This window comes from Streptomyces sp. NPDC004051 (assembly GCF_053604275.1).
On sequence record NZ_JBSGHG010000020.1, the window covers coordinates 44,259 to 70,361 of the forward strand.

Here is a 26,103-nt window from a genome sequence, read left to right on the forward strand (position 1 = left end):
CCCACCCGGAAAGGACCGTCGATGCACCACGCTCTCATCGTCGCCCGTATGGCGCCCGGTTCGGCGCCGAAGATCGCCGACGTGTTCGCCGCCTCCGACCGGGGCGAGCTCCCCCACCTGATCGGGGTGAACCGCCGCAGGCTCTTCCAGTTCGGTGACGACGTGTACCTGCACCTCATCGAATCCGAGCAGGACCCGGCGCCCGCCATCGCGAAGGCGGCCGGGCACCCCGAGTTCCGCGGCATCAGTGAACGGCTGGAGGCGTACGTCAGCCCGTACGACCCCGCGACCTGGCGCGGCCCCAAGGACGCCATGGCGCAGTGCTTCTACCACTGGGAGCGCGACGCCGGCTCCTGAGCGGGCGACCGGACAGCCCCGAGGCCGCCGTTGCCGCGCACGCCGCGGAGCCGGCGGCCTCGGGGCTGAGCCGTGTGCGGAGCACCCGGGTGGGCCGCGGTGTCACGGCACCCGGCGAAGCGGCGTGGGCCGCCCGACCGTCGACGGACGGCTGCCAGGTCTCGGTCCTGGGGCCGCTCCCCGGCCCCTTGCGACGAGCGGTGGCGGAGCTCAGCTCGAAATCGGTGTCGCGGGACTCCCCGGGCCCGAGGCCGACCGAGCGGAGCAGGTCGCCGATGTGCGCGGGCAGCGCGTCGGTGGGGGCGGTCAGCCGTACCCGGAGGCCGGATCCGGCCGGCACCGGCCCGTTCTCCTGCCTGTCCGGCCTGTCCGGCCCCGGGACGGACACCCCCTTGTCCTGGTCCCCGGCCACGGCGGGATCGGCCTGCCGTGGGCGGGGGTCGTCCTGAGCCGCCGCCATCGCGGCCCGGGTCCGGGGCCCCGACTCGTCCAGCATCCGGTGGCCGGGGCCGGGGCGGTCCCGAGGCCTGCTTGCGCAGGCCGGGCCGGCCGGTCGCGGAGGAGTTCCGGTCCTCGGGATCGTCGGGTGCGTGCAGTTGCGCGTCGGGCCGGCCGCCGGGTGGGGGTGTCGTTCATCGGTCGCTGCTCCCTCTGGTCCACTTCTTGTGCTTGCGCGGCGTTCCCGGTGCCGGGTCGAAGGCGGACCTCAGCCGTATCCGCCGCAGCTCGCGCACCCGGGAGCGGCGGTCCCTGAGCTCCCGCTTCGCCTCCCGGAACACCGGCCCGGCCAGCCATCCGCCGCTGCTGTGCCCGGAGGCGTGGCCGGCCATGATCAGGCTCCTGATCTCGTGCAGGATGTCCGCGGTGACGTCGACGCTGCACCGGTGCTCGGTGAGCAAGGCGCGTTCCAGGTGGCCGAAGAGCGCGTCGCGTTCCTCTTCAGGGGCCCTCCCCCACCAGCGGCCGGTCAGTTCGAGTGCCCGGCGGCCCGTCCCGGAGTCCAGGTCGAGGGTGAAGGGCGCCCACAACACCGCGATGTCGCGGGGGGAGCGGGGCTGTTGGACGGCCGTGGCGAGGGCGTCCAGGGGGGCGGGCCCGTCGCCGGTCCGGTCACCGGCGCCGATCCCGGTTCCGGTGTGCCGTTCCCGGGCGGCCCGCAGTCGGGTGTTCTGGGCGGCTTCCCGGTCGGCGAGGCGCCGGGCCTGGACGGCTCGGTCCGCCTCCAGGGCGTCCTGCCGTCGCCGCCACGCGTTGTTCCGGGCGTCGACGCGGCGGCGCAGTTTCTCCGCGGCCGCCTCGTCCGGCACCCGCAGCAGGGCCGTCAGCACGGTGGACTCGCCCTCCTTTCCCCAGGGTCCGTCGAGTGCCGGCGTGGCGAGCCCCTCCACGAGCAGTGCCAGGAAGGGCGCCAGTCCCTCGTCCCGGAGGACGCGGTGCAGGCTCCGTGCGTAGGCGCGGCACGCCGACTCCCGCCACGAGGGCCCGGCGGCCAAGGCGCCCAGCAGGCAGTTCAGGACGTCGGCCCGCGCCCGGCACTGCCGCCACACCTCCGGGTCGGTGGCGAGCAGGGTCCGCAACGCGCCGCGCGCGTCCGGCCGGCCCGCCGGATCCGCCGGATGCGCGGGGCCGCCCGGGTGCTCCGGGGTCCGGGCCGGGGGTCTCCGCGCTCCGCTCCGGCCCCGGAGGGGAGGCCCGGGGGTGGCTCCGTCGTCGTCCGTTCGCCCGCTCTCCCCGCGTCCGACGGCGGCGGAGCACAGCTGCGGCCACAGCCACCGGACGGCCTCGGCCGTCCAGTCGGGCTGCCCGGAACGGACGGTGGCGGTGAGCACGTGAAGGGCGTCCTCGACGGTGGGACGCGGTTCGACGAGGGCCGCCCTCTTCCGTTCGCCCACCGCCAGCACCGCCCAGGCCCGCAGCCAGGCGGGGGCCTCGTGCGCGGTGGGCTCGAGCCGGGTCAGCCAGCCCGCGAGCCGCGCGGGGTCGGCCGATTCCCGCGCCAGCACCGCACGGGTGAGCCGGCGCGTGTCCCGGAGCACGTGCACGGCGTCGGGCCGGCCGTCGGCGACCCTGCCCGGACCCAGCAGGCACAGGCAGTCGGCCGCGTACCGCAGGCGCTGGGCATCGGCCGGTCCACCGCTGCCGGGGAGCAGCCGCAGTACCTCGGCCTCCTTGCGGCACAGTTCGACCAGCCGCCAGAGTCCGTGCAGCCCGGTGCGGCACGAGGTGCCGTCCGCTGCGGCGGAGACACCGCTCAGCGCCATGTCCAGCAGGGCTTCCGCCATCAGCGCGGACACCCGCGGTCCCGTCTTCCCGTGCGCCCAGTGGCGGTTCAGCGCGTCGTGCACCTCCCGGCCCCCGGGTTCGACGGCGTAGTCGATCCCGCACCTGACGAGCCGCAGGAAGCCCTCGGATTCCGTGTCCTCGCCGTCCGTGCGGCTGTTCAGCCCCCTGGCCACCAGCTGCACGGACTGCTCCCCGGCCTCCACGGCGTGCACCGCGGCGCGGAAGGGGTCGAGCCGGTCGAGGACGCCCAGGGCGGCCCCCGGGTCGGCCGGTGCGACGGACGCGTCGGACTCGCGCAGGCCGGCGGTGACCGCGTCGAGTCCCAGGCCCCCGATCAGGCGGAGGAGCTGTCGCCGGTACTCCTCCGGGGCTCCGGCCGGAACCTGCGGGAGGGTGCCCAGTTCGACACAGCGGGCGGACGGCGTGTGCGCCGGCCCGAAGGCCAGGTGGGTGGGCGGCTCGTCGCCGCCGTCGACGCAGCTGCCCACGGCCAGTCCGCCGCGCACCCCGTACGGCAGGAGACCGGCGATCGCGTCGAACACGGCCAGCCGGGCCCGCGCGCCGAGAGCACCGCCGCCGGTGATGACGACGGGACCGCCCTGCAGCAGGAGCGCGGCCACGGCCGCGGCCCAGTGCACGGCCGCGGTCCGCCGCCGATCGCTGTCGCCGGCAGTACCGGGCGCATGGCCGGCGATGGTCTCCAGACCCTCCGGCAGGCCGTCGCCGGCCGGAGGGGGCACCTCCAGCGGGATGGTCTCCTCGTGCTCCGGCGGCAGACGCAGGGAGGCAACGGCGTCCCACAGGGTGACGTACTCCACCCTCCGGCGCACCGGTTCGGTGGAGTCGAGCAGTACGTAGCGCGTCGATGTGACGTCCCGGTTCGCGCCGTCGCGCAGGGGGGAGGGCTCCAGCACGGAGATGCCCGTCCACTGCCGGTCGGTGCAGGGCAGGCCCGTCACGGAGACCCAGGGCAGCCGGTCGCGCGTGGCCGCCGCGGAGGGCGGGTCGCCGAGACCGGCGGCAGTGATGTGGTCGAAGAACGCGGCGCGGCGCCGTGCTCCGCCGGTGCAGCGCAGCACGTCGTACTCGTCCAGCGAGCCGGCCTGTCTGCTGTACCAGGCCCACAGCGCCCTCACGGTGAACGTGTCGTTCACGGACGGCCTCCGTTCCGCATGTCGAGCGGCGGGGCCACCTGCGGGTCCATGACGTTGTACGGGCGGAGCGGGCCCACGATGCGGTATCCCCCGTCGACGAGGTTGACGTTCCCGTAGCGGCGCAGGTCGACGGAGCCGCCGGGCATGGCGCCAAACCCGATCGCCGACGTTAGCGCGACATGAGGGAGCATCACCCCGCATTACGTGAATGAGACACGGTCAAGGCGCAAGACGCCCACCCGGAAAGGCGATTACCTTCAATCGGTCAGAAACGGACAAGGCGTCGGGCGCGACGGCCGCGCTCACACGTCCTGGACGCGCCGGAAAGGACGGTCCGCCTCCAGTGCGAACGCGACCTCCAGCAGGGTTTGTTCACTGCCGGGGCGACCGGAGAACATGACGCCGACGGGCAGCCCGTCCTCCGTCGCGCCCGGGGCGGGCACCGAGACCGACGGCGTACCGACGACGTTGTCGACCGGTGTGAACGCGACGTAGGCCAGGATCCGCTCGATCAGCGCCGGGTAGGGGACGGCCGGGCCGAGATGACCGATCGGCGGCGTGGTGTGGGCGAGCACGGGGGAAAGGACGAGGTCGAACCCGCGGAACGCCGCCGCGTACGCCTCCCGGGTACGTTTCAGCCTCCGCAGCATGCCCGGAGTACGCCGCCAGGATCTGACGTACTCCTCGCGCAGGCCCCTGCTGAGACCGTCCATCCGGTGCCGGTCGAAGTCCGCGCCGAGGGTCCGGCCCGTGACGCCGAGGAGGAACGACAGCAGTCCCCAGTAGGTGAGGAAGTCCTCGGTGAAGCGGGGGTCGATGGCCAGTTCCACGGGCTCCACGGTGTGGCCCAGCCGTTCGAGTGTCGCCGCGGTCTCGGTGACGGCTTCCCGGGTGGCGGTGTCGGAGGGGACGCCGTTCGGCGAGTCCAGCAGGAATCCGATGCGCATCCGCCGTCCCGAGGGCCCCTCGACCAGGCCCAGGGGCGGCAGCTCGGGGTTGCGCCAGTACCTCTCGGCGGCGGCGAGGAACGCGGCGGTGTCCCGCACGGAACGGCTCACGATGCCGTCGGAGACCACGTCCAGAGGCAGTCGGCGGCCCTGTGCATTGGCCACGACCCGGCCGCGGGTGGGCTTGAGACCGACGAGTCCGCAGCAGGCGGCGGGGATCCTGATCGAGCCGCCGCCGTCGTTGGCGTGGGCGATCGGCACCGCCCCGGCGGCGACGAGCGCCGCGCTGCCGCCCGAGGAACCACCCGCCGAGTAGCCCGTGTTCCACGGGTTGCGAACGGGCTCGGCGTCCTCGTACTCGGTGGTCGGGCTGAACCCGAACTCGGGCAGCCGGGTCTTGCCCAGCACCGTGACGCCGGTGCTCAGGAACTGCCGGGCGAACGGCGCGTGCCGCCGCGCGACCGCCGGGGTGAAGGCGGCGCTGCCGTGGCCGGTGGGCAGGCCCCGGTAGTCGGTGTTGTCCTTGACGAACGTCGGCACCCCGGCGAAGGCTCCGCCGCCCGCCCCGCCGACGTGCGCCGGGACCTCCGCGTACACCTGGACCGCGTTGAGTCTCGCCTCGACCGACCGCACCCGCTCCACCGCGTCCCGGGCGGCCTCGGCGGCGCTCACCTCACCCCGCCGGATCGCCGCGGCGAGGCCGACGGCGTCGTGTTCCCCCAGGGCGTCGTCCCGGAAGGCGTGCACCGTGCCGCGTTCCTCGAAAGTCGTCACCGCTGCCTCAGCTCCCGGCCGTACGGATGGTTGCCCCGGCATCATTCCGTACCGGCGGGTAACGCGCGAGAGGGCCGCCCGTCAGCTCCGTCCGGGCCCCGACGGGTCCGCCGGTGCCGAGAACCGATGCAGGCGCAGGGCCAGTTGGATCTCCAGGGCGCGGGCCGGGCTCTGCCAGTCGTCGCCCAGCAGGCGGCCGACGCGCTCCAGGCGCTGGGCGACCGTGTTCACGTGCACGTGCAGGTCGTCCTTGGTGCGGGCGGGACTCATGCCGCAGGCGAAGTACGCGTCGAGGGTGCGCAGCAGTTCGGTGCCGCGTCGTTCGTCGTACGCGACGACCGGACCGAGGGTGCGGTCGACGAAGCCCGTGATGTCCCGCTCCCCGGCCAGGAGCAGGCCCAGGAAGCCGAAGTCCTCGGCGGCGGCGCCGTCGCCGGGGCGGCCCAGTACGCGCAGCGCGTCGAGACAGCGCCGGGCCTCCGCGTAGGCCGCCGCCACGGTGTCGGGGCGGGCGGTGAGGTGCTCGACCGGGGCGGACGCGCCGACGGTGACCGGCTCGTGCACGGCCGTTCCCAGGTGTCGGGCGGTGCGACGGGCCAGGTCGGTGGCGGTGTCGCCGGGGTCGAGGGGCAGCAGCAGGACGGTGCCGCCGTCACGCGCGGAGGCGAGGCCGTGGCGGGTCGCCGCGAGGTGCGAGGCCGCGGCCCACAGACGCCGCCGGGCGTCCTCCTCCTCGTCGGCGTCGGCGGCGGCGCCCTCCAGGCGGGCGCCGAGCACGACGTGGGTGGCGTCGAGGTCGGCGTGCAGCCGGGCCGCGCGCTCGCGCAGCAGGCGCGGATCGCGGTCCCGGGCGTCGAGCAGGTGGTCGAGCAGCTCGCCGCGGACGCGCCGCTCCGCCTCGGCGGCGGAGCGGCGGGCGAGCAGCAGGAGCGAGGTGACCATGGCGGCGCGTTCCAGAGTGCGCTGGTCGACGGGGTCCAGGCCGGGGTGGCCGCGCAGCACGAGGGCGCCGAGGAGCTCGTCGCCCGCGGCCACGGCGGCGATCCAGTCGCGGCCGTGGCGTACCGCGTGCCCTTCCGCCCGGGACGCCTCGAGGGCCTGGGCGGGGGCGGCGGCGGCCTCGGTGAACTCGACGGTGCCGTCCAGGACCCGGGAGACGGCGGCGGCCACGTCGTGGACCCCGCCGCCGCGCAGGACGAGTTCGGCGAGTCGGTCGTGGACCTCGGAGGCGCGTTCGATGACCCCGCTGCGGTCCTGGATGATCTCGTTGGCGCGCTCCAGGTCGGCGAGGGCCGAGCGGGTCTCGGCGAGCAGGTTCGCGGTGTCGATGGCCGCCGCGGCGAGCGCGGCGAAGGAGCCGACCAGGGCGATCTGTTCCCGCTCGAAGACCCGGGCCCGGCGGTCCGCGGCGAACAGCACGCCGATGACGGTGTGCCCGAGCATGAGGGGCACTCCGAGGATGGCCACCAGTCCCTCGTCCCGTACGCCGGTGTCGATGGAGGGGGTGTGCTCGAAGCGGTCGTCGCGGAAGTAGTCGTCGGTCACGTAGGGGCGGGCGGTCTGGGCGACCAGGCCGCCCAGACCCTCGCCCATGCCCAGGCGCAACTGCTGGAAGCGGGCCGCGACCGAGCCCTCGGTGACCCGCATGTAGGTGTCGCCCCGGGCCGGGTCGTTCAGGCTGAGGTAGGCGACGTCGGTGCCGAGCAGCGAACGGGCGCGCTGCACGATCGCCCGGAGCACGGCGTCCAGGTCGCGCAGCCCTGCCAGGTCGTGCGCGGTCTCGAAGAGCGCGGACAGCTCGGCCTCCCGGCGCCGCCGCCCCTCCAGGTCGGAGCGGACGCGCAGGGCGAGCCGCCTGGCCTGTTCGAGGGCGGCGATCCGCTCGGCGGGCAGTCCCTCCGCGCGGGCCAGGAGCACCGGCTGCTCGTAGGCCTCGGCGGACGCGCCCCGGGCCAGGAGTTCCAGGAACGGCGTCTCGGCACTGCCGTACGCGAAACGGTCGTCGGGACGGCCCCGGCCCGGCACGGTCGGACCGGGGACCGAGGGCTCGGTGGACTGCACGTGATCGCGGGACATGGCCTCAGGATTCCCCATCCCGCGGCCTTTCCGGCAGGCCTGTGGACCACTCGGCCGGCGGGTCGGGCGGCGGGTCGGGCGGCGGCTCGGTCCGCGGTCCGGCCGCCGCCCGGTACAGCGGGGGGCCGGTCACGAAGGACGCCCGCGGAGCGCACGGACACGCCGCCGCCTCGGCCCTCTCCTCCGCCCCGCGGGGTGACGCCCCACAGCTCAGCCGGAACCGGTGGGGTCGAACCAGGTGGGTGCGTCGGTCATGGCCTGCTTGATCCGGAAGCGCCCGAACTCGTCGAGGTCCGGCAGCGCGTCCACGGCGAACCAGCCGACGTCCAGCGACTCGTCGTCGTTGACCCGGGCTTCCCCGCCAACGGCCCGGCAGCGGAACGTGATGTCCATGTACTGGCAGATGTCGCCGTTGCCGTAGGTCACCGGGCTCAGCGCCTGGACCAGGACGACCCGCTCGACCACGCAGCGCACCGCGGTCTCCTCCTCGACCTCGCGCACGGCACAGGCCGCGGGCTGCTCCCCGGGGTCGGGGATGCCGCCGATCACCGACCACCTGCGGGTGTCGGACCGGCGGTTCAGCAGCACTCTGCCCTCGTCGTCGAAGACGAGGGCGGTGACCCCGGGGAGCCAGAGCAACTGGTGGCCGGCGGAGGCGCGCAGGGCGCTGATGAAGTCAGGAGTAGCCATGGCAGTGACCCTAACGGGCGGGCCGGGCCGCTCCACGGCGCTTCGGAGTGTGTGCGCCGGCCCTACGACTACGCGTCACCGGCGCGCCGCCCGCGCACACCGGCGGCGACGGCCCACCCCAGGCCGCCCGCGGCGACCAGGACGAGAGCGGTCTCCGGCAGGACGCCGAGGCGGGTGGCGGGGGTCTGCGAGGAGCGCAGCGGCACCTCCTGCACCAGGGAGTCGGCGACGAACATGCCGGTCTTCCGGCTGACCGTCCCGTCCGGCATGATGATCGCGCTCACCCCGCTGGTCACCGGGACGGTGACGGTGCGGCTGTGCTCGACGGCGCGGACCCGGGACATGGCGAGCTGCTGGTAGGTCATCTCGCTGCGGCCGAAGGTCGCGTTGTTGCTGGGTACGGAGATCAGCCGGGCGCCGTCCTCGACGGTGTCGCGTACCGCCCAGTCGAAGGCCGCCTCGTAGCAGGTGACGAGGCCGACCCCGGTTCCGGCCATGGTGAACACTCCGGGTTCGGAGCCCCGGCTGAAGTCCTGGCGGACCATCGACGTCCAGTCGTCGTTGATCGCCCCGACCAGGGAGCGCAGCGGGAGGTACTCGCCGAAGGGCTGGATCTGCCGCTTGTCGTAGGTGTCGACGGGGCCCTTCACCGGGTCCCAGAGGACCTGCTCGTTGAGCAGTCTGCCGTCCTTGTTCACCACGGCGCCGACCGAGACGGGCGCGCCGATCGCCTTGGCGGCCCGGTCGATCACGGCGTACGCGTCGGCGTTGGTGAAGGGGTCGATGTCGGAGGAGTTCTCCGGCCACAGCACGATGTCGGGCCGTTCCGCCCGGCCCGCGTCCACCTCCGCGGCCAGGCGTTCCGTCTCGCGCGCGTGGTGGTCGAGGACGGCCCGCCGCTGCGCGTTGAAGTCGAGCCCCAGCCGCGGCACGTTGCCCTGGACGACCGCGACGGTCGCCGTACCGGTCTCGGCCGTGTCGCTGACCAGTGGCCGGGCGGCCACCGCGGTGGCGGCCGGCACCGCCACGCTCAGCGCTCCGACGGCCGCCGCGACGCGCCGTACGGTCCCGGTGCGCCGGGCGTCCACCGCCACCCGCACGATCTCGTACAGGCCGAAGCCGCACAGCACGACGGCGAAGCCGAGCACCGGGGTCCCGCCCAGCGCGGCGAGCGGCAGGAAGGCGCCGTCCGCCTGCCCGAACGCGATCTTGCCCCAGGGGAACCCGTGGAACGGCACCCGCGCGCGTGCCGCCTCACCGGCGGTCCACAGCGCGGCGGCCCACACCGGCCACCCGGGCAGCTTCGACACCGCGGCGACACCCGCGCCGACCAGCGCGACGAAGAGCGCCTCGATCACGGCGAGGGCGATCCACGGACCGGGCCCGACCTCCACACCGGTCCAGACCAGGAGCGGCAGGAGGAAGCCCAGCCCGAAGAGCTGGCCGAGGCCGAGGGCGGCCTTCCAGCCGCGCCCGCGCAGCACCCAGCCGAAGACGGCGAAGGCGGGCAGCGCCAGCCACCACAGGGTGCGCGGCGGGAAGCTGACGTAGAGGAGCAGCCCGGAGAGTGCTGCCGCTGCGGCCGGAACGAGGCGCGCGAGCCACCCGGACCACGCCCTGGGCGCGGTCCGCGGCGGCATCGGGGCCGACTCGCCGACGGAGGTTGCGGTGACGGTCACCCGGAGAGTCTACGGCGCGTGTTCTGGGCTCCGGCCGCACGAGCGCCCGGCCGCCGGGAGCGCGGTGACCGCCCTCCCCCGCAGGTCAGTGGGCCGGGCCCGGCCGGTGCGGGTGCAGGCGGTCGCGGATGACGCGTACCGCCGCCTCCGCGTCGTCCACGGTGATCGTGAAGGTGTGTCCGTCCCACAGCCTCAGGACGAGTCCCTCACCACGGCGCACGACGACCGCCGTGCCCTTCTCGGGCCGCCAGCGGTAGCCCCAGCCGCCCCAGTGCCGGGGGGTGACGTGCGGTACGAAGTCGGCTCCGGCGACGTGCGACAGCGGGATGCGGCGGCGCGGTACGCCCATGTGGCCGCAGCGCACCTCGAGGTGGTCCTCGTCGACGCGCAGCGCGACGTGCACGAAGGCGAGCGTGCCGAACAGCACCAGCAGCCCGGCGGCGATGCATCCGACGACGGCCATGACCAGCGGCGCGACGCCGGTCGTCCATGCCGAGTCGAGGGCCAGCACGATGCCGAGCGTCATGCAGGCGACGCCGATGAGTGCCAGGAGCCACTGCATGCGGTTGGTCGCGCGGCCGGTCCAGACATCGGGGTGCGGGGGGCGGGCACGGTGGGGGTGGTCCCTCATGCGCTTGAGGCTACTTCGGTTTCGCCGCGCGAGTGCGGGGTCACCCGGTGCGACTGCGCCGACCGGGGGACCGGTCCCCTCGACGGTCTCATCCGGCGGGGGTGACCTCCTGCAGCAGCCGGCCTTCCGCGTAGGCGAGGGCGGTCGGCGGAAGCGTGCCCTCGCGACCGCTCAGCAGCACCGTGAGGGCGCCGGTCGCCGGGGCCTCGGGGGCGGGCCGTCCGCCGATACGGCGCATGGCCTGGGCGGCGACCGCTCCGGCGGACCCGTGCAGGACCAGTGGCGGCCGGCCGGGGCGCTGCACGGCGGCCCGGATGCGTTCGGCGACCAGTTCGTAGTGGGTGCAGCCCAGGACGACGGTCGTCACGTCCTCCGGGGTGAGTGCGGCGGCGGCGGCGACGGTCGCGTCGATCGCGTTCTCGTCCGCGCGTTCCACGGCCTCCGCGAGCCCCCAGCAGGGCACCTCGGTGACGGTCACGCCGTCGGCGAAGTCCCGGATCAGATTCCGCTGGTACGGGCTGCCGGTCGTCGCCGGGGTGGCCCAGATGGCGAACGGTCCGCCGCCGGCGGCCGCCGGCTTGATCGCCGGGACGGTGCCGATGACGGGCAGGACCGGTTCGAAGCGGGCGCGCAGGGCGGTGAGGGCGTGCACGGTGGCGGTGTTGCAGCCGACGATCAGGGCGTCGGGCCGCCGTGCGGCAGCCGCCTCGGCGACGGCCAGGGCGCGGGCGGTGAGGTCCTGGGGAGTCCTGGGGCCCCAGGGCATGCCGTCGGGGTCGAGGGAGAGGACGAGATCGACGTCGGGGCGCAGGCGCCGTACAGCTGCGGTGGCCGCCAGCAGGCCGATTCCGGAGTCCATGAGCGCGATCTTCACCCGGCCACGATAGACGATGAGCCGCTCCCGGCCGCCTCCGTGGGGCAGACTGCGCCTGTGAGCGCCGTAGTGTGGACCGCCGCCGTGTCCCTCGCCGCCTGGCTGTGGCTGCTGCTCTTCCAGGGCTTCTTCTGGCGTACGGACGTCCGGCTGCCGTCCCGGCGGGAGCCGGAGGCGTGGCCGTCGGTGTGCGTGGTCGTCCCCGCGCGCGACGAGGCGGCGGTGCTGCCCGCGAGCCTGCCGTCGCTGCTCACCCAGGACTACCCCGGGCGGGCGGAGGTCTTCCTGGTCGACGACGGGAGCACGGACGGCACCGGGGAGCTCGCACGGCAGCTGGCGGCCCGGTCCGGGGGGCTGCCGCTGACCGTGGGCTCGCCCGGTGAACCGCCGGCCGGCTGGACCGGCAAGCTCTGGGCGGTGCGGCACGGCATCGAGCTGGCCCGCGCGCGGGCGCCCGAGTACCTGCTGCTGACGGACGCCGACATCGCGCACGCGCCCGACAGTCTGCGCCGGCTGGTCGCGGCGGCCCGTACCGGGGGGTTCGACCTCGTCTCGCAGATGGCGCGGCTGCGCGTGGAGAGCGCCTGGGAGCGGTTGGTCGTACCGGCGTTCGTGTACTTCTTCGCGCAGTTGTATCCGTTCCGCCGGATCGGGCGGAGGGGGACGCGGACGGCCGCGGCGGCCGGAGGCTGTGTGCTGCTGCGCGCCGAGGCGGCCGAGCGGGCGCGGATCCCCGACGCCGTCCGGCAGGCCGTCATCGACGACGTGGCCCTCGCGCGGGCGGTCAAGTCCGGCGGCGGACGGGTCTGGCTGGGGCTGGCGGACCGGGTGGACAGTGTGCGCCCGTATCCGCGGCTGGACGACCTGTGGCGCATGGTGTCGCGCAGCGCGTACGCGCAGCTGCGGCACAGCCCGGTGCTGCTGGCGGTGACGGTCGTGGGGCTGGCGCTGGTGTACCTGGTGCCGCCGGTGGCCGTCCTCGCGGGGCTGGCGGCCGGGGACCGGGGCGCGGTGGCCGTCGGCGCGGCGGCCTGGCTGGTGATGGCGGGAACGTACCTCCCGATGCTCCGCTACTACCGGCAACCGCCTTGGCTCGCTCCGCTGTTGCCGTTCACCGCGTTCCTGTACCTCCTGATGACGGTCGATTCGGCGGTGCGGCACCACCGCGGGCGGGGTGCGGCCTGGAAGGGCCGCACCTATCCGCGTCCGGGCGCGCTGCCCGAGGAGGGCTGAGCCGGCCGGCCGTCGGGGGTCACTTGCGGCCCGGGGTCCAGTTCATGCCCCATCCGTAGGCGTGGTCGACGGCGCGCTGGGGGCTCACTCCCCGCTCGGGCACCAGATAGCGGGCCTCGCGCTGGACGACGAGGTCGCCGCCGGTGTGGGTGATGAGGGCGAGGGCGCACACCGTGGAGGGGACGGTGCACTCGTCGAGCGAGAAGTCGACCGGGGCGCCGTGCTGCGGCTGGAGGGTGACCGTGGCGTGCAGGTCGGCGAAGGAGCGGGCGCCCTCGTAGATGGTGACGAAGACGAGGATGCGCCGGAAGTGCTGCCGGTGGTCGAGGTTGACGGTGAGGTTCTCGCCGGACGCGACGGCACCGGTGCGGTCGTCGCCGTCCAGGTGGATGAACGGGGGCCTGTGCAGGGATCCGAAGGCGTTGCCCAGGGCCTGGACGACTCCCTTGCTGCCGTCGGTGAGTTCGTACAGGGCGCACAGGTCGAGGTCGAGGTCGGAGTGCGTGGCGACCGGACGGCCCAGCTTGCCCATCCAGCCGGAGAACTGTTTGCGCACCTGCCAGTTGAGGTTCACCCGGAGGGCGCCCGAGGTTCCGCCCTGCTTGGTCAGCGAGACGGCCGGGGCCTCCTTGGTGAGCGTCACCTTGGTGAGCCGGACCGGCGACGGTGACGGCGATGCGGCGGGCGCGGGCGGGGCGAGGGGCCGGGCCGCGGGGGCCGGGGGAGGCGTGGCGGCCGGGGGTGCCGAAGGCGGGGGCGGGGCCGCCGGGGCCGGGCCGGCGGGGGCGGCGTGCTGCGGCTCGTCCACGGTGATGCCGTAGTCGGTGGCCAGGCCCTCGAGCCCGCTGCTGTACCCCTGCCCCACCGCGCGGAACTTCCAGGCTCCCTGGCGGCGGTAGAACTCGCCGAGCACGAAGGCGCTCTCGCTGGTCGCGCCCACGCTGTCGAACCGGGCCGCGACGGTGCCCTGCGCGGCGTCCCTGACCTCGATGTACAGGCCGGGGATCCGGCCGAAGGTGCCGCCGTCGGAGGAGGCCGCGAGGATCACGGTCTCGACCCCGGGCTCCACCCGCGTGAGGTCGACGAGAAGGGTGTCGGTCACCTGCCCGCCGGCGTTCCGCTTGCCCTCGTGCCGGACGGCTCCGGAGGAGTGGGCGGGTTGGTTGTAGAAGACGAAGTCACCGTCGGAGCGGACCTTGCCGCCGGCCAGCAGCAGCGCGGAGGCGTCCGCGTCAGGGACACCGGGGCCCGAGCGCCACCCCAGTTCCACCCTGAGTGCCGCGGTCGGCACCGGCGTGTTCGATCCCTTCGACATTGCCATGCCCGCCCCTATCACGTGTCACCTCGCCAGGTCACGCCCGGCGTCCGTCGGATCCCGTCCGCCCAACCTAGTACCCGCGTGCGGGAAGCCCTCCACGGGGCGTGCGCGGAGAAGTGACGACCCGCCGGTAACCCGCCCGGAACTCGGCTTTTACCAGAAGGTCACCTGAAATAACAGCCGTTTCTTCCGAGTTCGCCCGTTTTAGTGATCCCTGGCCGCTGAGGACACGGAAAACAACCCTCTTATCGGTCTCCCCAACCAGCACATCGTGGGCTTAACTTATGGCCATGACCTCCCCCCGCTCCACTTATGGCGGCGGCTACTACTCCGCCTCCTTCCCGGACACCCCGATCTACGACTCGCTCGTGGCCGAGCGGGGCACCCCGCAGATCGCCCCGATCCGGGTCCCCTCCGCCTACGATGCGCCGGGCAGCCATCTCCCCGCGCTTCCCTCGGCGTTGCCCGCCCTCCCGGCGGCCCCCTCCCAGCCCGCCTACGGCTACCCGCAGGCGCAGCAGCCGGCCCCGCTCCAGCAGGCGCACGCGCCGTACGTCCCGCAGCAGGCCACCGCGTACATCCCGCAGCAGGCGAGCGCTCCGCGCGGCTACCCCCAGCCGCAGCCGCAGCCGCCGCGTCCGGCCGCGCCCGGCTCGGGCTACGAGGCGATGCGCCCCGCGACCCCGCGGCCGGCGCCCGCCCCGTACCAGGACCCGTACAACAACCAGCAGTACCGCGGCTACTGAGCCGCACCCGGGGGCACCGACCCCATGGAGTCGCCGGCGCCGGTCGCCACGGCGACTCCATGGGGAACGCGCTGCCGCACTCGTTTCGCCCACATCCGGTCAGGGCTTTCCGCGGCCCGTCCCTGCGGGAGGTCTCCGTGGAGTCCTGGGGACCGACCGGAGACCGGCCCTGGATGCCGATCGACAGCGGAGGGGAGGGTCGTCACCGGCGCGGGCATCCACGTACCGGCCCGGCCGTCGGCAGTCCGGTTGCGGGGCCTTCAGGGCGGAGTAGTCTGAAATTTACCGATACTACCCGATTCTGGAGGTAGGCGATGTTTCTCCGACTGTTGCAACGTCGCATGCCGTACCGGCCCGTCCTTCTCGGCAACGGCCGTCTGATCCGGGGCTTCAGCGGCGCCTTCTACGACGGTCACGGATACCACTCCTGACCCCGTTCCCCTCCGTCCCCCGTCGGGCCGAGTGCGCCGCGGAGACGGTGCCGGGCCGACCTCGGAGGATTGCGCGGTGGCAGAGGACGCGGAGGACACCGATGCCCTGGTGGCCATGGCGCGGATCCTGTCGCCGCACTGCCGTGTCACCAGGATGTCCGACGGAGCGCTGATCGCGGACTGGCGGCGGACGCGTTTCCTCGGAGTGGCGACGGCGGACATCCGCAAGTTCGCCGGCGGGATCTCTGCGGAACGCGCCGAAATCGTCACCGGTCTCATTCGCGCCGGGTGTACGACGGCCCGCCGGAGGCAGCCGTCGGACACCGCGGTCGGGCTCTGGCTGCGCGGAGTGCACCTGCTGATCCGGGCCGTGGGATTCGGACGCGCCCTTCGGCTCCTGTCCCTGGCGGCCCCGGAGTACGCCCGTGCGGACCCCGCTGCCACGGAGGACGTCGAACGGCTGAAACGGGCGGTGCAATCACACGGTCACAGAAGCTGGTTCGTCAACGGCGACTGCAAGTCCGAGGCCATGACGGCCTTCGTCCTGCTGCGGCGGCGCGGCCTGAAGGCCGTACTCCACGTCGGTGTGCGCGAGCACCCGTTCGCGCTGCACGCCTGGACGTCCTCGGCCGGCCGGTGCATCCCCGACGCCGATCCGCGCGGGCACGCGTTCGCGCCGGTCCTCTCGGTCGGCGGCGGAGGGCAGTGACGGTGGAAGCACTCCGCCTCGAGTGGGAGGGAGGCGTCCCGAAGCTCTGGACAGCCGACTCCATGGCGCGGCAGGGGCTCGTGACGACGGTTTCCTCACGGGCCGGGACCGCGGTGGTCGCCGGCTGGGTCGGCTCCGTCCGTGAGCGCGCGGCGGGAGCGCGCGGCCTCCTCGACGACTGGGGCCGGTCGCCGGCGGCACCGCCTCTGCCGACCGGCGACTACGCGGCCGTCCTGGTGTGCCGCGACCGCATCCTGCTGATGCGGGACCAGCAGGCGCGCATCCCCCTGTTCTTCAGGGAGTCCGGCGGCCGGGTCACTGCGGTAAGCACCTCGGCGCGCCACCTGGGCGGTGGAGCGGAACTGGAACGGCGCTACTTCTGCCGGTACCTGACCGGGAACATGGCACAACCCCACTCGGAACTCACCCCCTTCACCGGGGTGCACCGCATCCTCGGCGGCGAGGTGGTGGAACTGTCGCTCACGGGGCGGATACGCGGCCGGGCGCTGCGGCACGTCCCTCAGACCCACGATCCACCGGTGCCGGCAGCGGACGGCCCCGGCCTCGGCGGGGCCGCGAAGGCCCTGCGCCTCGCACTGGAGAACGCCGTCGGGCGCCGTATGGGCGGGATGACGGCATGCCATGTCTCCGGCGGCACCGACTCCACCAGCGTCGCGCTGCTCGCGGCACGTCTGCTGGCCGCGGAGCAGGGCCGTCCCGAGAACCTCGTCCTGCTCGCCGGGCGCTTCGGCAGGGGAGAACTCGCCGCCGAACGGCCTTATGTGGACGAGGCGATGGCGGAGATCCGACGGCACGCGCCCGCAGCCCGCCCGGTGGTCCTCGACGTCGACGACGTGGCCGACTTCGACGACTTCCAGCACCACGCGGGAGACCCGGACGAGCCTCATGCGCACGCCTTCCGCGCCCCGTTCTGGAGCAGGCTCCATGCCGCTGCGGCGGATCTGGGCTGCGACACCCTCCTGACCGGTTGCGGGGCCGACCCCATCGCGGACGCCAACCCGCTTCACCTGCACAGGCTGGCCCGCACGGGACAGCTCCGGCGGATGACGAGGCAGGCACGGGAGTGGGCCGCGGGCAGTGAGCGGGGCTTGTGGGACATCGTCTCCGCCTACGTGGTGCAGCCGGCTCTTCCGCTGGCCGCCGAACGGTTCACGGCGCTCGTCCGCCGCCGCGGAACGGTGCTCGGCGGCCTCGGCGGCTTCTCCCGCCCCCGATGGCTGCGTTCCGGATTCGCGCGGGCTCACGGCTACCGCGCGGCCGGCATCGCGGAGAGCCGCTTCGTGTTCGGCCGCAGGCCCGAGCAGTCCCTCTACGAGGCCGCCAACTACCTCGCCGCTCCCGACCCGCTGTCCTGGCGCCGCGCACGGCAGGACGGGTTCTTCCTCTCGCACCCCTTCCTCGACCCGGAGGTCATCGCCACGATGCGCCGCCTCCCCGCCGAGACCGCGTTCCGTCCGGGCCGGCCGAAAGCGGTACTGCGCGAGGCGATGGCCGATCTGCTTCCGCCCCGCATCGGCGGCCGGGTCGTCAAGGTCCCCTTCAACCAGCTCTACGCCCGCGGCCTGCGGACACACGGCGACGAACTCATCGACCTCTGCCGCTCCGCGGGGCATCCGCTGATCGCGGAGATGTTCGACGTGGAGACGCTGTGCCGGGCGGTGCGGGAGGCGCAGTTCGGCATGGGGGACTCCTATTCCTGGGACCGTGTGAACAGTTCCCTCGCCCTCGTGGCGTGGCTGGAGCGACTGGACCGGCACTCCCACGTGCGCCGTGCGACCATGCCGGTCAACCCTTCTTCTTGATGTCCCAGAGCGTCCGTTTGATCGGACCCGTTTGGGCGGTGACCAAGCCGTACCGGTTCACCGTCTCGCGGATTTCCGCTCTGGACTGGACGCGGTTCACCTCATCGCCTCGCGTGATGGATGCCGACAGGACTGCGCCATGCGCACCGAACTGCCAATAGACGCTGGCGTAGCGGGGGTCCATCGTGTGCCGGTCGATCGCATTGTTTTCGTACACCCGGCCTCGGTAGGCCACGGAGTCGAAAGCCTTGTCCTTCTTGACCCACTCGGGCAGCTTGCCGCCGCCCCAGGAATACCCCTTCAGCTGGACCTGGTCCAGACCGAGCCGGTCCTTGCGCGCCAATTGCGCGGAGGCATAGAGCGCCAACTGATCGTACGGCGTGTCGATGGGAAGTTGCACAACTGTTTGGGTGGCGAACGCGTCATTTGCCTCGATCCAGTTCCCGAAAGGCATCCATGGCTGCGCCGACACCAACTGGCCGGGCTGGTAGATCTCCTTTCGGGAGAGCGGGCGTTGCACAGAGAAATCACGGAACGTCTCGGCGTCCGCACGCCACTGCTCGCGGGGCCGGTCCGTCCGGCTGAGCGACACCTGTTCGCCCATGGCGTGGAATTCGGTGCCGAGCACGTAGAAACCCACATCGCTGCGGTTCTCGATCTTGATGTCGACCGGTACGACGAACTTCTTGCGGTCCTTGCTCAGCACGGGCTCTCCCACTGCGATCTTGACGAGGGGCCTGGCACCGCGCTGGGACGGCTGGTAAAGGTGCTGGTAGCCGAAATTGGCCACCGCGAGAGCCGAGGAGACGATCAGCGCCACGGCGAACCGCTTCGGAGAGGGAATCACCACCGATGTCCGCCACACCATGAAGACGGCACATGCGGAACCCACCGTGAGCAGGCCGAACAGAACCTGGTAAGGCGTGGAATCGCCGTCTCGGAACGCCTCGTACCAGAGCATGGCGTTGGTAAAAAATGCCGCGACCGTACCGATCAGCGCGACCACCCCGGAATAGGGGAAGATGTTCCGGCCCCAGTGGTCCACGACTGCGAAGAAGCCCACCAAGGAGAGGACCGCGACCAGAATGAGGATGGCACCGGTGATACGCCCCGTGTAGGTCAGGGCCTCGGTGAAGTCTTCAATGCCCCACCAGCCCAGCAGCAGCGCCGTCGGGAGGAGGACCATCAGAATCAATGCCATGGCGGCCGGTGACTTCCTGGTGCCCGGCGCGATCAGCAGTTCCCGCAGACGCGAGCCGACGCCGATCCCGGTGGGTTTCCTCACGTGATCATCCCCTGCCGCCGCGGGCCGTCCGCCGGGCGCTCGAGCCGACTGGATCCACGGGGTCCTCCTTCGACTTCGACTGTCACTGCGGCACTGCACGGGTGAGCGCCGTCCGGCGGGCCGCGGAGCATCCGGGACTCGAGCCCCATCGTCCGCGTCGATCACCCGGGCCACCATCCGGACGCCTCCGGAAGGCCTAGCGGAAGGCCCCGGCGAAGGGTGACGTCCCTCTCTCTTCCACGGAACCCCGCACGGACCGCTCCGCCGGGAGCTATCACGGAAGCAGGGGTCACGGACGTGGGAAGGCGGTGCGGCCGGTGCGGGCGATCAGGGGACTGTGGCGCTGGCGGCACAACCCGCTGTGCCGCCCGACCGATCTGGCCGAGGGCCGGGTGGGGCTCGTGGCACTGCTGCTCGTCCTCCTCGCCGCCCCGGTCGTCGGGGTTCTGGTCGGGAGCGCCACCGAGGAGGCCCTGCGGCGTTCCGTGCGCGAGCAGCACGCGAACCGGCATCAGGTGCGGGCCGCGGTGGTGCGCGAGGTGGACCCCGCCCCGCTGAACATCGACCCGGAGGGCTCCGTCGGCGGGGATCCGCGCACCCGGGTCCTCGCCCGGTGGACCGCCTCCGACGGCACCGAGCACAGCGGCCCGGTGTCGACGCGTTTGAAGGACCCGCGGCCGGGCGACCGCTTTCCCCTGTGGACCGACGCCGAGGGCCGCCCCACAGCACGGCCGATGGACACGGTGACGGCGACGACGCACGCCGTGCTCGCCGGCTTCGGCGTGACCCTGCTGACGGCTGCCGCGATCGAGTGCGTCAGACGGCTGGTCGTCCGGCGCATGGTCCACCACCGGTACGTCCGCCTGGACCGGGCCTGGGAGAGGGTGGGCCCCGACTGGGGCAGGACCGGCACCGGAAGCTGACGGGCCGGCGCCTCTGGTCAATGCGACAGCCGTGCGCACGCTACGGTGGTCCGGCCGGAGCATTCGACGGCAGACCCGCGTACGACAAGGTGGGGGCACAGCTACGCCATGGCACAGGGCACGGTCCAGGTGACGCACACCGGCACATCGCGATGGCGGCGCCGCACAGGTGAATACGCGTCGCTCGCCGCCGCCCTGGAGGCCGCGGCCGAGGGCGACATCCTCACCGTCGCTCCCGGGACCTACCGGGAGAACCTCGTCGTGGAGCGGTCGGTGACCCTGCGCGGGCCCGAGGGCTCGCCCGGCTCGGTGCGCATCGCCCCCGTGGACGGGGTCCCACTGACCGTACGCGCGTCCGCGATGGTCCAGGACCTGCATGTGGAGGGGCAGGACTCCGCGGCCCCGGCCCTGCTGATAGAGGAGGGCTCCCCGGAACTGCGGGACGTACGGGTGGTCACCCGGTCGGCCGTCGGCATAGAGGTGCGCGGCGGTGCCCGGCCGACGGTCCGTCACTGCACGGTCGACAACCCGGCGGGGGTCGGCATCGCCGTGCTCGACGGCGGGGGCGGGGTGTTCGAGGAGTGCGAGGTCGTCGCCGCCGGTCAGGCCGGCGTCGCGGTGCGCGGGGGCGCGCACCCCCGGCTCGAGCGCTGCCGCGTGCACCACACGGCCGGCTCGGGACTCACCGCCACCGGGGAGAACTCGGCGCTGGAGGCGGTGGGCTGCGAGGTCTACGAGGTGCGGGGCAGCGGTGTCCAGGTGACCGGCCGGGCGACCGCGCACCTCACCGACTGCGAGGTGCACCGCACCACCGGCGACGGTGTCACCCTCGACACCGACGCGGTACTGACCCTGGCCGACTGCCGCATCCACGACATCCCGGAGAACGCGGTCGACCTGCGTTCCCGCTCCGTCCTCACCATGACCCGTACCACCGTGCGGCAGTTCGGCCGCAACGGACTGTCGGTATGGGATCCGGGCACCCGCGCGGACGCCAACCAGTGCGAGATCTCCGACAGCACCGGCGACTATCCGGCGGTGTGGGTGAGTGACGGCGCGACCGTCGTACTGGACTCCTGCCGGGTGCACGACGTGCCGGACGCCCTGTTCGTCCTCGACCGCGGTTCACGCGCGGACGTGGTCGACAGCGACCTGTCACAGGTGCGCAACACCGCGGTGTCGGTCAGCGACGGCGCCACCGCGCAGCTCGACGACTGCCGGATCCGGGAGGCGGCCACGGGGGCCTGGTTCCGGGACCACGGCAGTGGCGGCACCCTCAGCAACTGCACCCTGGACGGTGTGCAGACCGGTGTGATCGTCACCAAGGGCGCCGATCCGACCGTCGAGCGCTGCACCGTCGATTCCCCGGCCGAGGCCGGTGTCTACGTCTCGGCCGGTGGCCGCGGCAGCTTCCTGGACTGCCGGGTCACGGGCAGCGGCGGGTACGGCTTCCACGTGATAGACGGCAGCCGGACGACGCTGCGGAAGTGCCGCACGGAGCGCTGCGCGCGGGGTGGTTACGAGTTCGCCGAGAGCGGCGGAGCGGCCGGCGCGGGCGGCCCTTCGGTGGAGGACTGCACCAGTGACGAGAGCGGCCATCTCGCGTCGCCGGCGGCTCCGGAGCCGGCCGTGCAGACCGTGACCCGCTCCCCCGGTCTGCTGGGCGCCGTTCCCGGGCCCCGTGCCGGGCAGGCGCCGTCCGCCCCCGCCGTCGAACCGGAGAAGGAGCTGCGCCCGTCGAGGACCGTGCTCGGTGAACTCGACGCGCTGGTGGGCCTGGAGAGCGTCAAACGGGAGGTGCGGGCCCTCACCGACATGATCGAGGTGGGCCGGCGCCGGCAGCAGGCCGGGCTGAAGGCGGCCTCCGTCAAGCGCCATCTGGTGTTCACGGGCTCCCCCGGCACCGGCAAGACCACGGTCGCCCGCCTGTACGGCGAGATCCTCGCCTCCCTCGGGGTGCTGGAGAAGGGGCACCTGGTCGAGGTCTCCCGGGTCGACCTGGTCGGCGAGCACATCGGGTCCACGGCGATCCGCACCCAGGAGGCGTTCGAGAGGGCGCGCGGCGGTGTGCTGTTCATCGACGAGGCGTACGCGCTCTCCCCCGAGGACTCCGGGCGGGACTTCGGCAAGGAGGCCATCGACACGCTGGTGAAGCTGATGGAGGACCACCGGGACGCGGTCGTGGTGATCGTCGCGGGGTACACGGCGGAGATGGAGCGGTTCCTGTCCGTCAACCCGGGGGTGGCGTCCCGTTTCTCCCGGACCATCACCTTCGGTGACTACGGGTCCGAGGAGCTGCTGCGCATCGTGGAGCAGCAGGCCGAGGAGCACGAGTACCGGCTGGCGGCGGGTGCCTCGGAGGGGTTGCTGACGTACTTCACGGAGATCCCCAAGGGGCCCGCGTTCGGCAACGGCCGCACTGCGCGACAGACCTTCGAGGCGATGGTGGAGCGGCACGCGAGCCGGGTCGCCCAGTTGCCGGAGCCGAGTACGGACGACCTGACCCTGCTCTACGCCGACGACCTGCCCGAGCTGCCCTGATCCCGCCGCACCGCGTGCCGTGCGGCACGGACCTCATCCGGGGGGTGCGCCGGAGCCGCTGCGGACGCCGCCGTCGGGTTCTTCCGTGTGCCGCGGTGCCGGGACCTCCGGCCGCAGCCGGGCCAGCAGCCGTCGGCGTTCCTCGGCGAAGGCAGGGTCCGCCTGGTAGTCGGAGTGGCCGAGGATCGGCGCGGGCAGCGGGTGGGCCTCGGTGCGGCCGTACGCCAGGGGGTCCCCCAGGGGAGGGCGGTCCACCCCGGGACCGCGGTCGCCGGGCAGCCGCACCGGGCCGCCGATGGGGTCGGTGAGCCGGTGGAGGTTGCGCCAGCAGTCGACCTCCTGGTGCAGGGCGCCGAGCGCGGCGGGCCCGAAGTGGGCCGGGAACCAGCGGCCGTAGAGCCGTTCCAGCGGGGAGCCGTAGGTGAGCAGTGCGACGCGGTTGCGGGTGGCGGGGGTGAGCTGCCAGGCCGCGGCGGCGGCGAGGACGCTTCCCTGGGAGTGTCCGGAGAGCACCAGCCGTCCGCCGGTGGACCGCGTCCAGGTCTCGATCCGCCAGGTCAGGTCCGGCACCGCCCGTTCGGCGTAGCAGGGTGGGGCGAAGGGGTGGGCGGCACGTGGCCAGAAGGTGCCGACGTCCCACAGGATGCCGATCGTGCGCCGCGCGGAGGCGTCCTTGTAGGCGCGCCGGCCCCAGGTGACGAACAGGATGAAGCCGAGCCCGATCAGCCAGGAGCCCAGTGCCTGCGCCGTCTCGGCGGCGCCGTGCACCACGGGGTAGCTGCCCTGTGCGGCCCGGCCGGGCGTCCGGTCGGTGGTCAGGGCGCCGACGAGGGCGCCCGCGCCCAGCAGCAGGGTCGCGGCGGAGGTGACGGCGACGATGCGGGGTGCCCGGTCGGTGAGGGTGGCCATGGCGCGGGCGTAGGCGATCCGCCGGGTACGGGCGGGGTCGCCGGTCTCCCCCGGGAACTCCCGCGCCACGGCGGCGTGCTCGTCGCGGGCGATGCGCCAGGCCCGCCGGGCCAGCCAGCCGCAGAGCCCCAGCAGCAGGACGAGCAGGGGCGGGATCACGGACGCCTGCCAGGTGAGCACCACCGGCGGCCCGGGGATCGACGCCCCGGTGCCGTCCAGCCAGTCGGAGACCCGCTGGGCCACGCCGCCGGACATCACGCCGCCCAGTGCGCAGGCCAGCATCGCGACCGCGGGTCCGGCCAGCCCCCGCATGGCGGCACGCCGGTCGGGGGCGCTCCGGTACAGGGCGTGGGAGACCCCGGCGAGCACGATCACGAGGAGGCCCTGGGCGAGGGTGATGGCGCCGAAGGTCGCGTCGCCGGACAGCCGGCCCGCCGACTGCCAGCCGGGGCGCTGCCATCCGGCGTACACCAGGGTCAGGACGAGCAGGGCGAGCGCCGCCAGGGGCAGCAGGCGCACCACGCGGGTGTCGAGTTCGCCGTCCAGTCGGCGGTCGGTGCGGCCGCGGCGGCAGACCACCCACACCACGACGGCCGCGCCGGCGAAGAGCGCCGCTTCGAGGAGCGGGCCGAGGAGACCCAGCGCCGCGGGGCCGCCGGGAGCACGGTCGTGGCGGGCGGCCGCGCTGCCGACCGCGGCGGCGACGGTGAGCAGGCCGGCGGCGGTGTGCGCGGCGCGCAGCCGGGCGACCAGGCGGCGGCCGTACCAGAAGCCGGGCCGGCCCAGGGCGGTGGGGCCTGCCTCTTCGGTCTCCTCGGGTCCGGTCCCGTGGGCGATCGGCTGCTGGGACTCGTACGCGCTCCAGGTGCGCAGGGACAGGTACCACAGCAGCCCGGTCAGGGCTGTGGGCACCAGGGCGGCGAGGGCGAGCCGGCGGCCCGGCAGGCTCCACCAGCCGCCGTCCGAGGCCTCGGGCGACAGGAAGCCGAGCCAGGAGTGCCGTGCGGCGCACACGTGCGTGCCCGCGCACTGCCAGGCCGCGAGGTCCAGCGCGACCTCGCAGGCGGCCGCGACGAACAGCACCGTCAGGCTCAGTCCGGCCAGTCGCACCAGCAGTCCGTACAGCCGCACGAGGCGTCCGCGGCCCCGGGCCGTCGGGCGCATCCAGTGGGCGAGGTTGACCACCATGAAGGGGAGCAGCAACAGCCACAGGGCGCGGGCGCCGTTTCCGGAGGTGAGGTTGCACCAGACGTACGCCTCGGGGACCGGGCCGTCCCGGCGGTCGGCGGGCCGGCCCTCCGCGTCGGCGTCGTCGGCGCGCCGGAACACCGCGGCGACGTCGTCACCCGTGATCCGCACCGTGCGCGGATCGTTCAGCATCTCCTGCGGGGTGGTGCCGCCCACCCCGTGGACCAGGAGTTCCAGGGCGGGGCCGGCTTCCCCGGGGCGCTCGGCCGGCTCGCCCGCGCCCTCGGTCGGTCTGTGGTCCCGCGCACGCTCCACCGCTTCGCACTTCCCCCGTGGCACTCCGTCGGTTCCGTCCGTGCGGGCAGGATCTCCCCTGCTCGAGCGGTTCACACCTGTTCTCACGGAATCTCCCCGATCCGGGTGAGGTCCGGGCGCCGCAGGACCCGCCCGCGGGACGACCCCGTGGGACGGACTCTCGGGACAGTGACGGCATGTACACGGCCGACAGCCGGGTGCGTCCCCCTCGCCCCGGCATGCGAGGATGGGACGCCGACGCACCGGTGGCGGAGGGGACCTGCCGGTCGGACCGGTCGTGTGCGGCGTGTCGGACGGCTTGGCGGCGAAAGGACCGGAGCGTACGTGAGCGAGAATCAGAACCTCCTCGCGGAGCAGCGGCGCACCCTGATCCTCGACGAGGTCCGGCGCCGCGGCGGGGTCCGGGTCAACGAGCTGACCCGCAAGCTCGGCGTGTCGGACATGACGGTCCGTCGCGATCTCGACGCGCTGGCCCGGCAGGGCGTCCTGGAGAAGGTGCACGGCGGCGCGGTCCCGCTGGTCGAGGCCAGCACGCACGAACCCGGTTTCGAGGCCAAGTCGGGTCTGGAGCTGAGCGCGAAGGACGACATCGCGCGGGCGGCGGCCGAACTGGTCGCCCCGGGCTCGGCGATCGCCCTCTCCGGCGGCACGACGACGTACGCGCTGGCCGGCCGGCTGCTCGAGGTGCCCGACCTCACGGTGGTGACCAACTCGGTGCGGGTGGCGGACGTCTTCCACGCGGCGCAGCGCACCTCGGGCCCCCGGCAGGGCGCGGCCACCGTCGTGCTGACCGGCGGTGTGCGCACGCCGTCGGACTCGCTGGTGGGACCGGTGGCCGACCAGGCGATCGCGATGCTCCACTTCGATCTGCTGTTCCTGGGGGTGCACGGGATATCGGTCGAGGCCGGACTGTCGACGCCGAACCTCGCGGAGGCCGAGACCAACCGGCGTCTGGTGCAGTCGGCGCGGCAGGTGGTCGTGGTCGCCGACCACACCAAGTGGGGCACGGTGGGCCTGAGTTCGTTCGCCTCCCTGGACCAGGTGGACACGCTGGTGACGGACTCCGGGCTGCCGGCCGAGGTCCGCCTCGAGGTCTCCGAGCATCTGCGGCACCTGGTCGTGGCGGGGGAACCCGGCAGCCCTGCGGATCCCGCGGACGGCTGACCTCGCGGTCGGCCGACCGCGGACGGTCGACCCCCGCGGTCGGGCCGCCCGGA

19 protein-coding genes are annotated in these 26,103 nt (G+C 73.7%); 8 read left to right on the forward strand and 11 right to left on the reverse strand.

Annotated elements, in window-relative coordinates; translation table 11 throughout:
* The first annotated feature begins 21 nt into the window (after window positions 1–21).
* Entirely contained in the window at window positions 22–357 is a 336-nt protein-coding gene (locus ACWEQO_RS20970) for a TcmI family type II polyketide cyclase (protein ID WP_361457733.1), read from the forward strand.
* 632 nt (window positions 358–989) lie between these two features.
* Here ACWEQO_RS20970 and ACWEQO_RS20975 read toward each other — a convergent pair.
* The 8 genes from ACWEQO_RS20975 to ACWEQO_RS21010 form a co-directional block, all read right to left on the reverse strand.
* On the reverse strand, window positions 990–3,794 hold the full coding sequence (locus ACWEQO_RS20975; RefSeq protein ID WP_452984787.1) for a hypothetical protein: 2,805 nt from the start codon (window positions 3,792–3,794) through the stop codon (window positions 990–992).
* Window positions 3,791–3,940, reverse strand: a complete 150-nt coding sequence (locus ACWEQO_RS20980) for a hypothetical protein (protein ID WP_452984788.1) — start codon at window positions 3,938–3,940, stop codon at window positions 3,791–3,793. The genes ACWEQO_RS20975 and ACWEQO_RS20980 overlap by 4 nt, the downstream gene beginning before the upstream one ends.
* A gap of 156 nt (window positions 3,941–4,096) precedes the next feature.
* The gene (locus ACWEQO_RS20985; protein WP_452984789.1) at window positions 4,097–5,515 is read right to left on the reverse strand and encodes an amidase; all 1,419 of its coding nucleotides are present in this window, start codon (window positions 5,513–5,515) and stop codon (window positions 4,097–4,099) included.
* Window positions 5,516–5,596: 81 nt separating this feature from the next.
* Window positions 5,597–7,591 carry a helix-turn-helix domain-containing protein gene (locus tag ACWEQO_RS20990; protein WP_452984790.1) on the reverse strand — a complete coding sequence of 665 codons (1,995 nt, stop codon included), beginning with the start codon at window positions 7,589–7,591 and terminating at the stop codon, window positions 5,597–5,599.
* 210 nt (window positions 7,592–7,801) lie between these two features.
* The gene (locus ACWEQO_RS20995; RefSeq protein ID WP_361457748.1) at window positions 7,802–8,281 is read right to left on the reverse strand and encodes an NUDIX hydrolase; all 480 of its coding nucleotides are present in this window, start codon (window positions 8,279–8,281) and stop codon (window positions 7,802–7,804) included.
* Between the two features lie 68 nt (window positions 8,282–8,349).
* The gene (lnt, locus tag ACWEQO_RS21000) at window positions 8,350–9,960 is read right to left on the reverse strand and encodes an apolipoprotein N-acyltransferase (RefSeq protein WP_452984791.1); all 1,611 of its coding nucleotides are present in this window, start codon (window positions 9,958–9,960) and stop codon (window positions 8,350–8,352) included.
* Between the two features lie 85 nt (window positions 9,961–10,045).
* Window positions 10,046–10,591 (reverse strand): phage holin family protein, encoded by a 546-nt coding sequence (locus ACWEQO_RS21005; protein WP_361457754.1) that lies wholly within the window; start codon window positions 10,589–10,591, stop codon window positions 10,046–10,048.
* Window positions 10,592–10,679: 88 nt separating this feature from the next.
* Window positions 10,680–11,465 (reverse strand): glutamate racemase, encoded by a 786-nt coding sequence (locus ACWEQO_RS21010; RefSeq protein ID WP_361457757.1) that lies wholly within the window; start codon window positions 11,463–11,465, stop codon window positions 10,680–10,682.
* Between the two features lie 39 nt (window positions 11,466–11,504).
* Between ACWEQO_RS21010 and ACWEQO_RS21015 the strand changes: the two genes are divergently transcribed.
* Window positions 11,505–12,698 (forward strand): glycosyltransferase, encoded by a 1,194-nt coding sequence (locus ACWEQO_RS21015; protein WP_361457760.1) that lies wholly within the window; start codon window positions 11,505–11,507, stop codon window positions 12,696–12,698.
* 19 nt (window positions 12,699–12,717) lie between these two features.
* Here ACWEQO_RS21015 and ACWEQO_RS21020 read toward each other — a convergent pair whose 3' ends face one another.
* Window positions 12,718–14,013, reverse strand: coding sequence for a TerD family protein (locus ACWEQO_RS21020; RefSeq protein ID WP_452984818.1), 1,296 nt, complete (start codon window positions 14,011–14,013; stop codon window positions 12,718–12,720).
* Window positions 14,014–14,306: 293 nt separating this feature from the next.
* Between ACWEQO_RS21020 and ACWEQO_RS21025 the strand changes: the two genes are divergently transcribed.
* The 3 genes from ACWEQO_RS21025 to ACWEQO_RS21035 all read left to right on the forward strand — a co-directional run bounded on the left by ACWEQO_RS21025 (window position 14,307) and on the right by ACWEQO_RS21035 (window position 17,725).
* Window positions 14,307–14,762: a DUF6643 family protein gene (locus ACWEQO_RS21025; protein ID WP_361457763.1), complete on the forward strand. Its 456-nt coding sequence runs from the start codon at window positions 14,307–14,309 to the stop codon at window positions 14,760–14,762.
* A 507-nt stretch (window positions 14,763–15,269) separates the two neighbouring features.
* Window positions 15,270–15,902, forward strand: coding sequence for a lasso peptide biosynthesis B2 protein (locus ACWEQO_RS21030; RefSeq protein WP_361457766.1), 633 nt, complete (start codon window positions 15,270–15,272; stop codon window positions 15,900–15,902).
* Between the two features lie 2 nt (window positions 15,903–15,904).
* Window positions 15,905–17,725: an asparagine synthase-related protein gene (locus tag ACWEQO_RS21035; protein WP_452984792.1), complete on the forward strand. Its 1,821-nt coding sequence runs from the start codon at window positions 15,905–15,907 to the stop codon at window positions 17,723–17,725.
* On the opposite strand, the gene ACWEQO_RS21040 is transcribed toward ACWEQO_RS21035, so the two are convergent.
* The gene (locus ACWEQO_RS21040; protein ID WP_452984793.1) at window positions 17,709–19,010 is read right to left on the reverse strand and encodes a hypothetical protein; all 1,302 of its coding nucleotides are present in this window, start codon (window positions 19,008–19,010) and stop codon (window positions 17,709–17,711) included. The genes ACWEQO_RS21035 and ACWEQO_RS21040 overlap by 17 nt on opposite strands.
* A 317-nt stretch (window positions 19,011–19,327) precedes the next feature.
* On the opposite strand from ACWEQO_RS21040, the gene ACWEQO_RS21045 reads away from it, so the two are divergent.
* Window positions 19,328–19,933, forward strand: a complete 606-nt coding sequence (locus ACWEQO_RS21045; protein ID WP_452984794.1) for an Rv1733c family protein — start codon at window positions 19,328–19,330, stop codon at window positions 19,931–19,933.
* A gap of 108 nt (window positions 19,934–20,041) precedes the next feature.
* The gene (locus ACWEQO_RS21050; protein WP_452984795.1) at window positions 20,042–22,474 is read left to right on the forward strand and encodes a right-handed parallel beta-helix repeat-containing protein; all 2,433 of its coding nucleotides are present in this window, start codon (window positions 20,042–20,044) and stop codon (window positions 22,472–22,474) included.
* A 33-nt stretch (window positions 22,475–22,507) separates the two neighbouring features.
* On the opposite strand, the gene ACWEQO_RS21055 is transcribed toward ACWEQO_RS21050, so the two are convergent.
* On the reverse strand, window positions 22,508–24,886 hold the full coding sequence (locus ACWEQO_RS21055) for a hypothetical protein (RefSeq protein WP_452984796.1): 2,379 nt from the start codon (window positions 24,884–24,886) through the stop codon (window positions 22,508–22,510).
* Window positions 24,887–25,210: 324 nt separating this feature from the next.
* Between ACWEQO_RS21055 and ACWEQO_RS21060 the strand changes: the two genes are divergently transcribed.
* Complete coding sequence (locus ACWEQO_RS21060; RefSeq protein WP_361457781.1) at window positions 25,211–26,050, forward strand: DeoR/GlpR family DNA-binding transcription regulator; 840 nt, start codon at window positions 25,211–25,213, stop codon at window positions 26,048–26,050.
* Window positions 26,051–26,103: the final 53 nt, after the last annotated feature.

What these genes read in the sequence shown, in the direction of transcription:
- ACWEQO_RS21005 (WP_361457754.1), bottom strand. Translation starts at nt 10,591, where the DNA reads ATGAGGGACCACCCCCACCGTGCCCGCCCCCCGCACCCCGATGTCTGG.
- ACWEQO_RS20990 (WP_452984790.1), bottom strand. Translation starts at nt 7,591, where the DNA reads ATGTCCCGCGATCACGTGCAGTCCACCGAGCCCTCGGTCCCCGGTCCG.
- ACWEQO_RS20970 (WP_361457733.1), top strand. Translation starts at nt 22, where the DNA reads ATGCACCACGCTCTCATCGTCGCCCGTATGGCGCCCGGTTCGGCGCCG.
- ACWEQO_RS21020 (WP_452984818.1), bottom strand. Translation starts at nt 14,013, where the DNA reads ATGTCGAAGGGATCGAACACGCCGGTGCCGACCGCGGCACTCAGGGTG.
- ACWEQO_RS21050 (WP_452984795.1), top strand. Translation starts at nt 20,042, where the DNA reads ATGGCACAGGGCACGGTCCAGGTGACGCACACCGGCACATCGCGATGG.
- ACWEQO_RS20995 (WP_361457748.1), bottom strand. Translation starts at nt 8,281, where the DNA reads ATGGCTACTCCTGACTTCATCAGCGCCCTGCGCGCCTCCGCCGGCCAC.
- ACWEQO_RS21025 (WP_361457763.1), top strand. Translation starts at nt 14,307, where the DNA reads ATGACCTCCCCCCGCTCCACTTATGGCGGCGGCTACTACTCCGCCTCC.
- ACWEQO_RS20980 (WP_452984788.1), bottom strand. Translation starts at nt 3,940, where the DNA reads ATGCCCGGCGGCTCCGTCGACCTGCGCCGCTACGGGAACGTCAACCTC.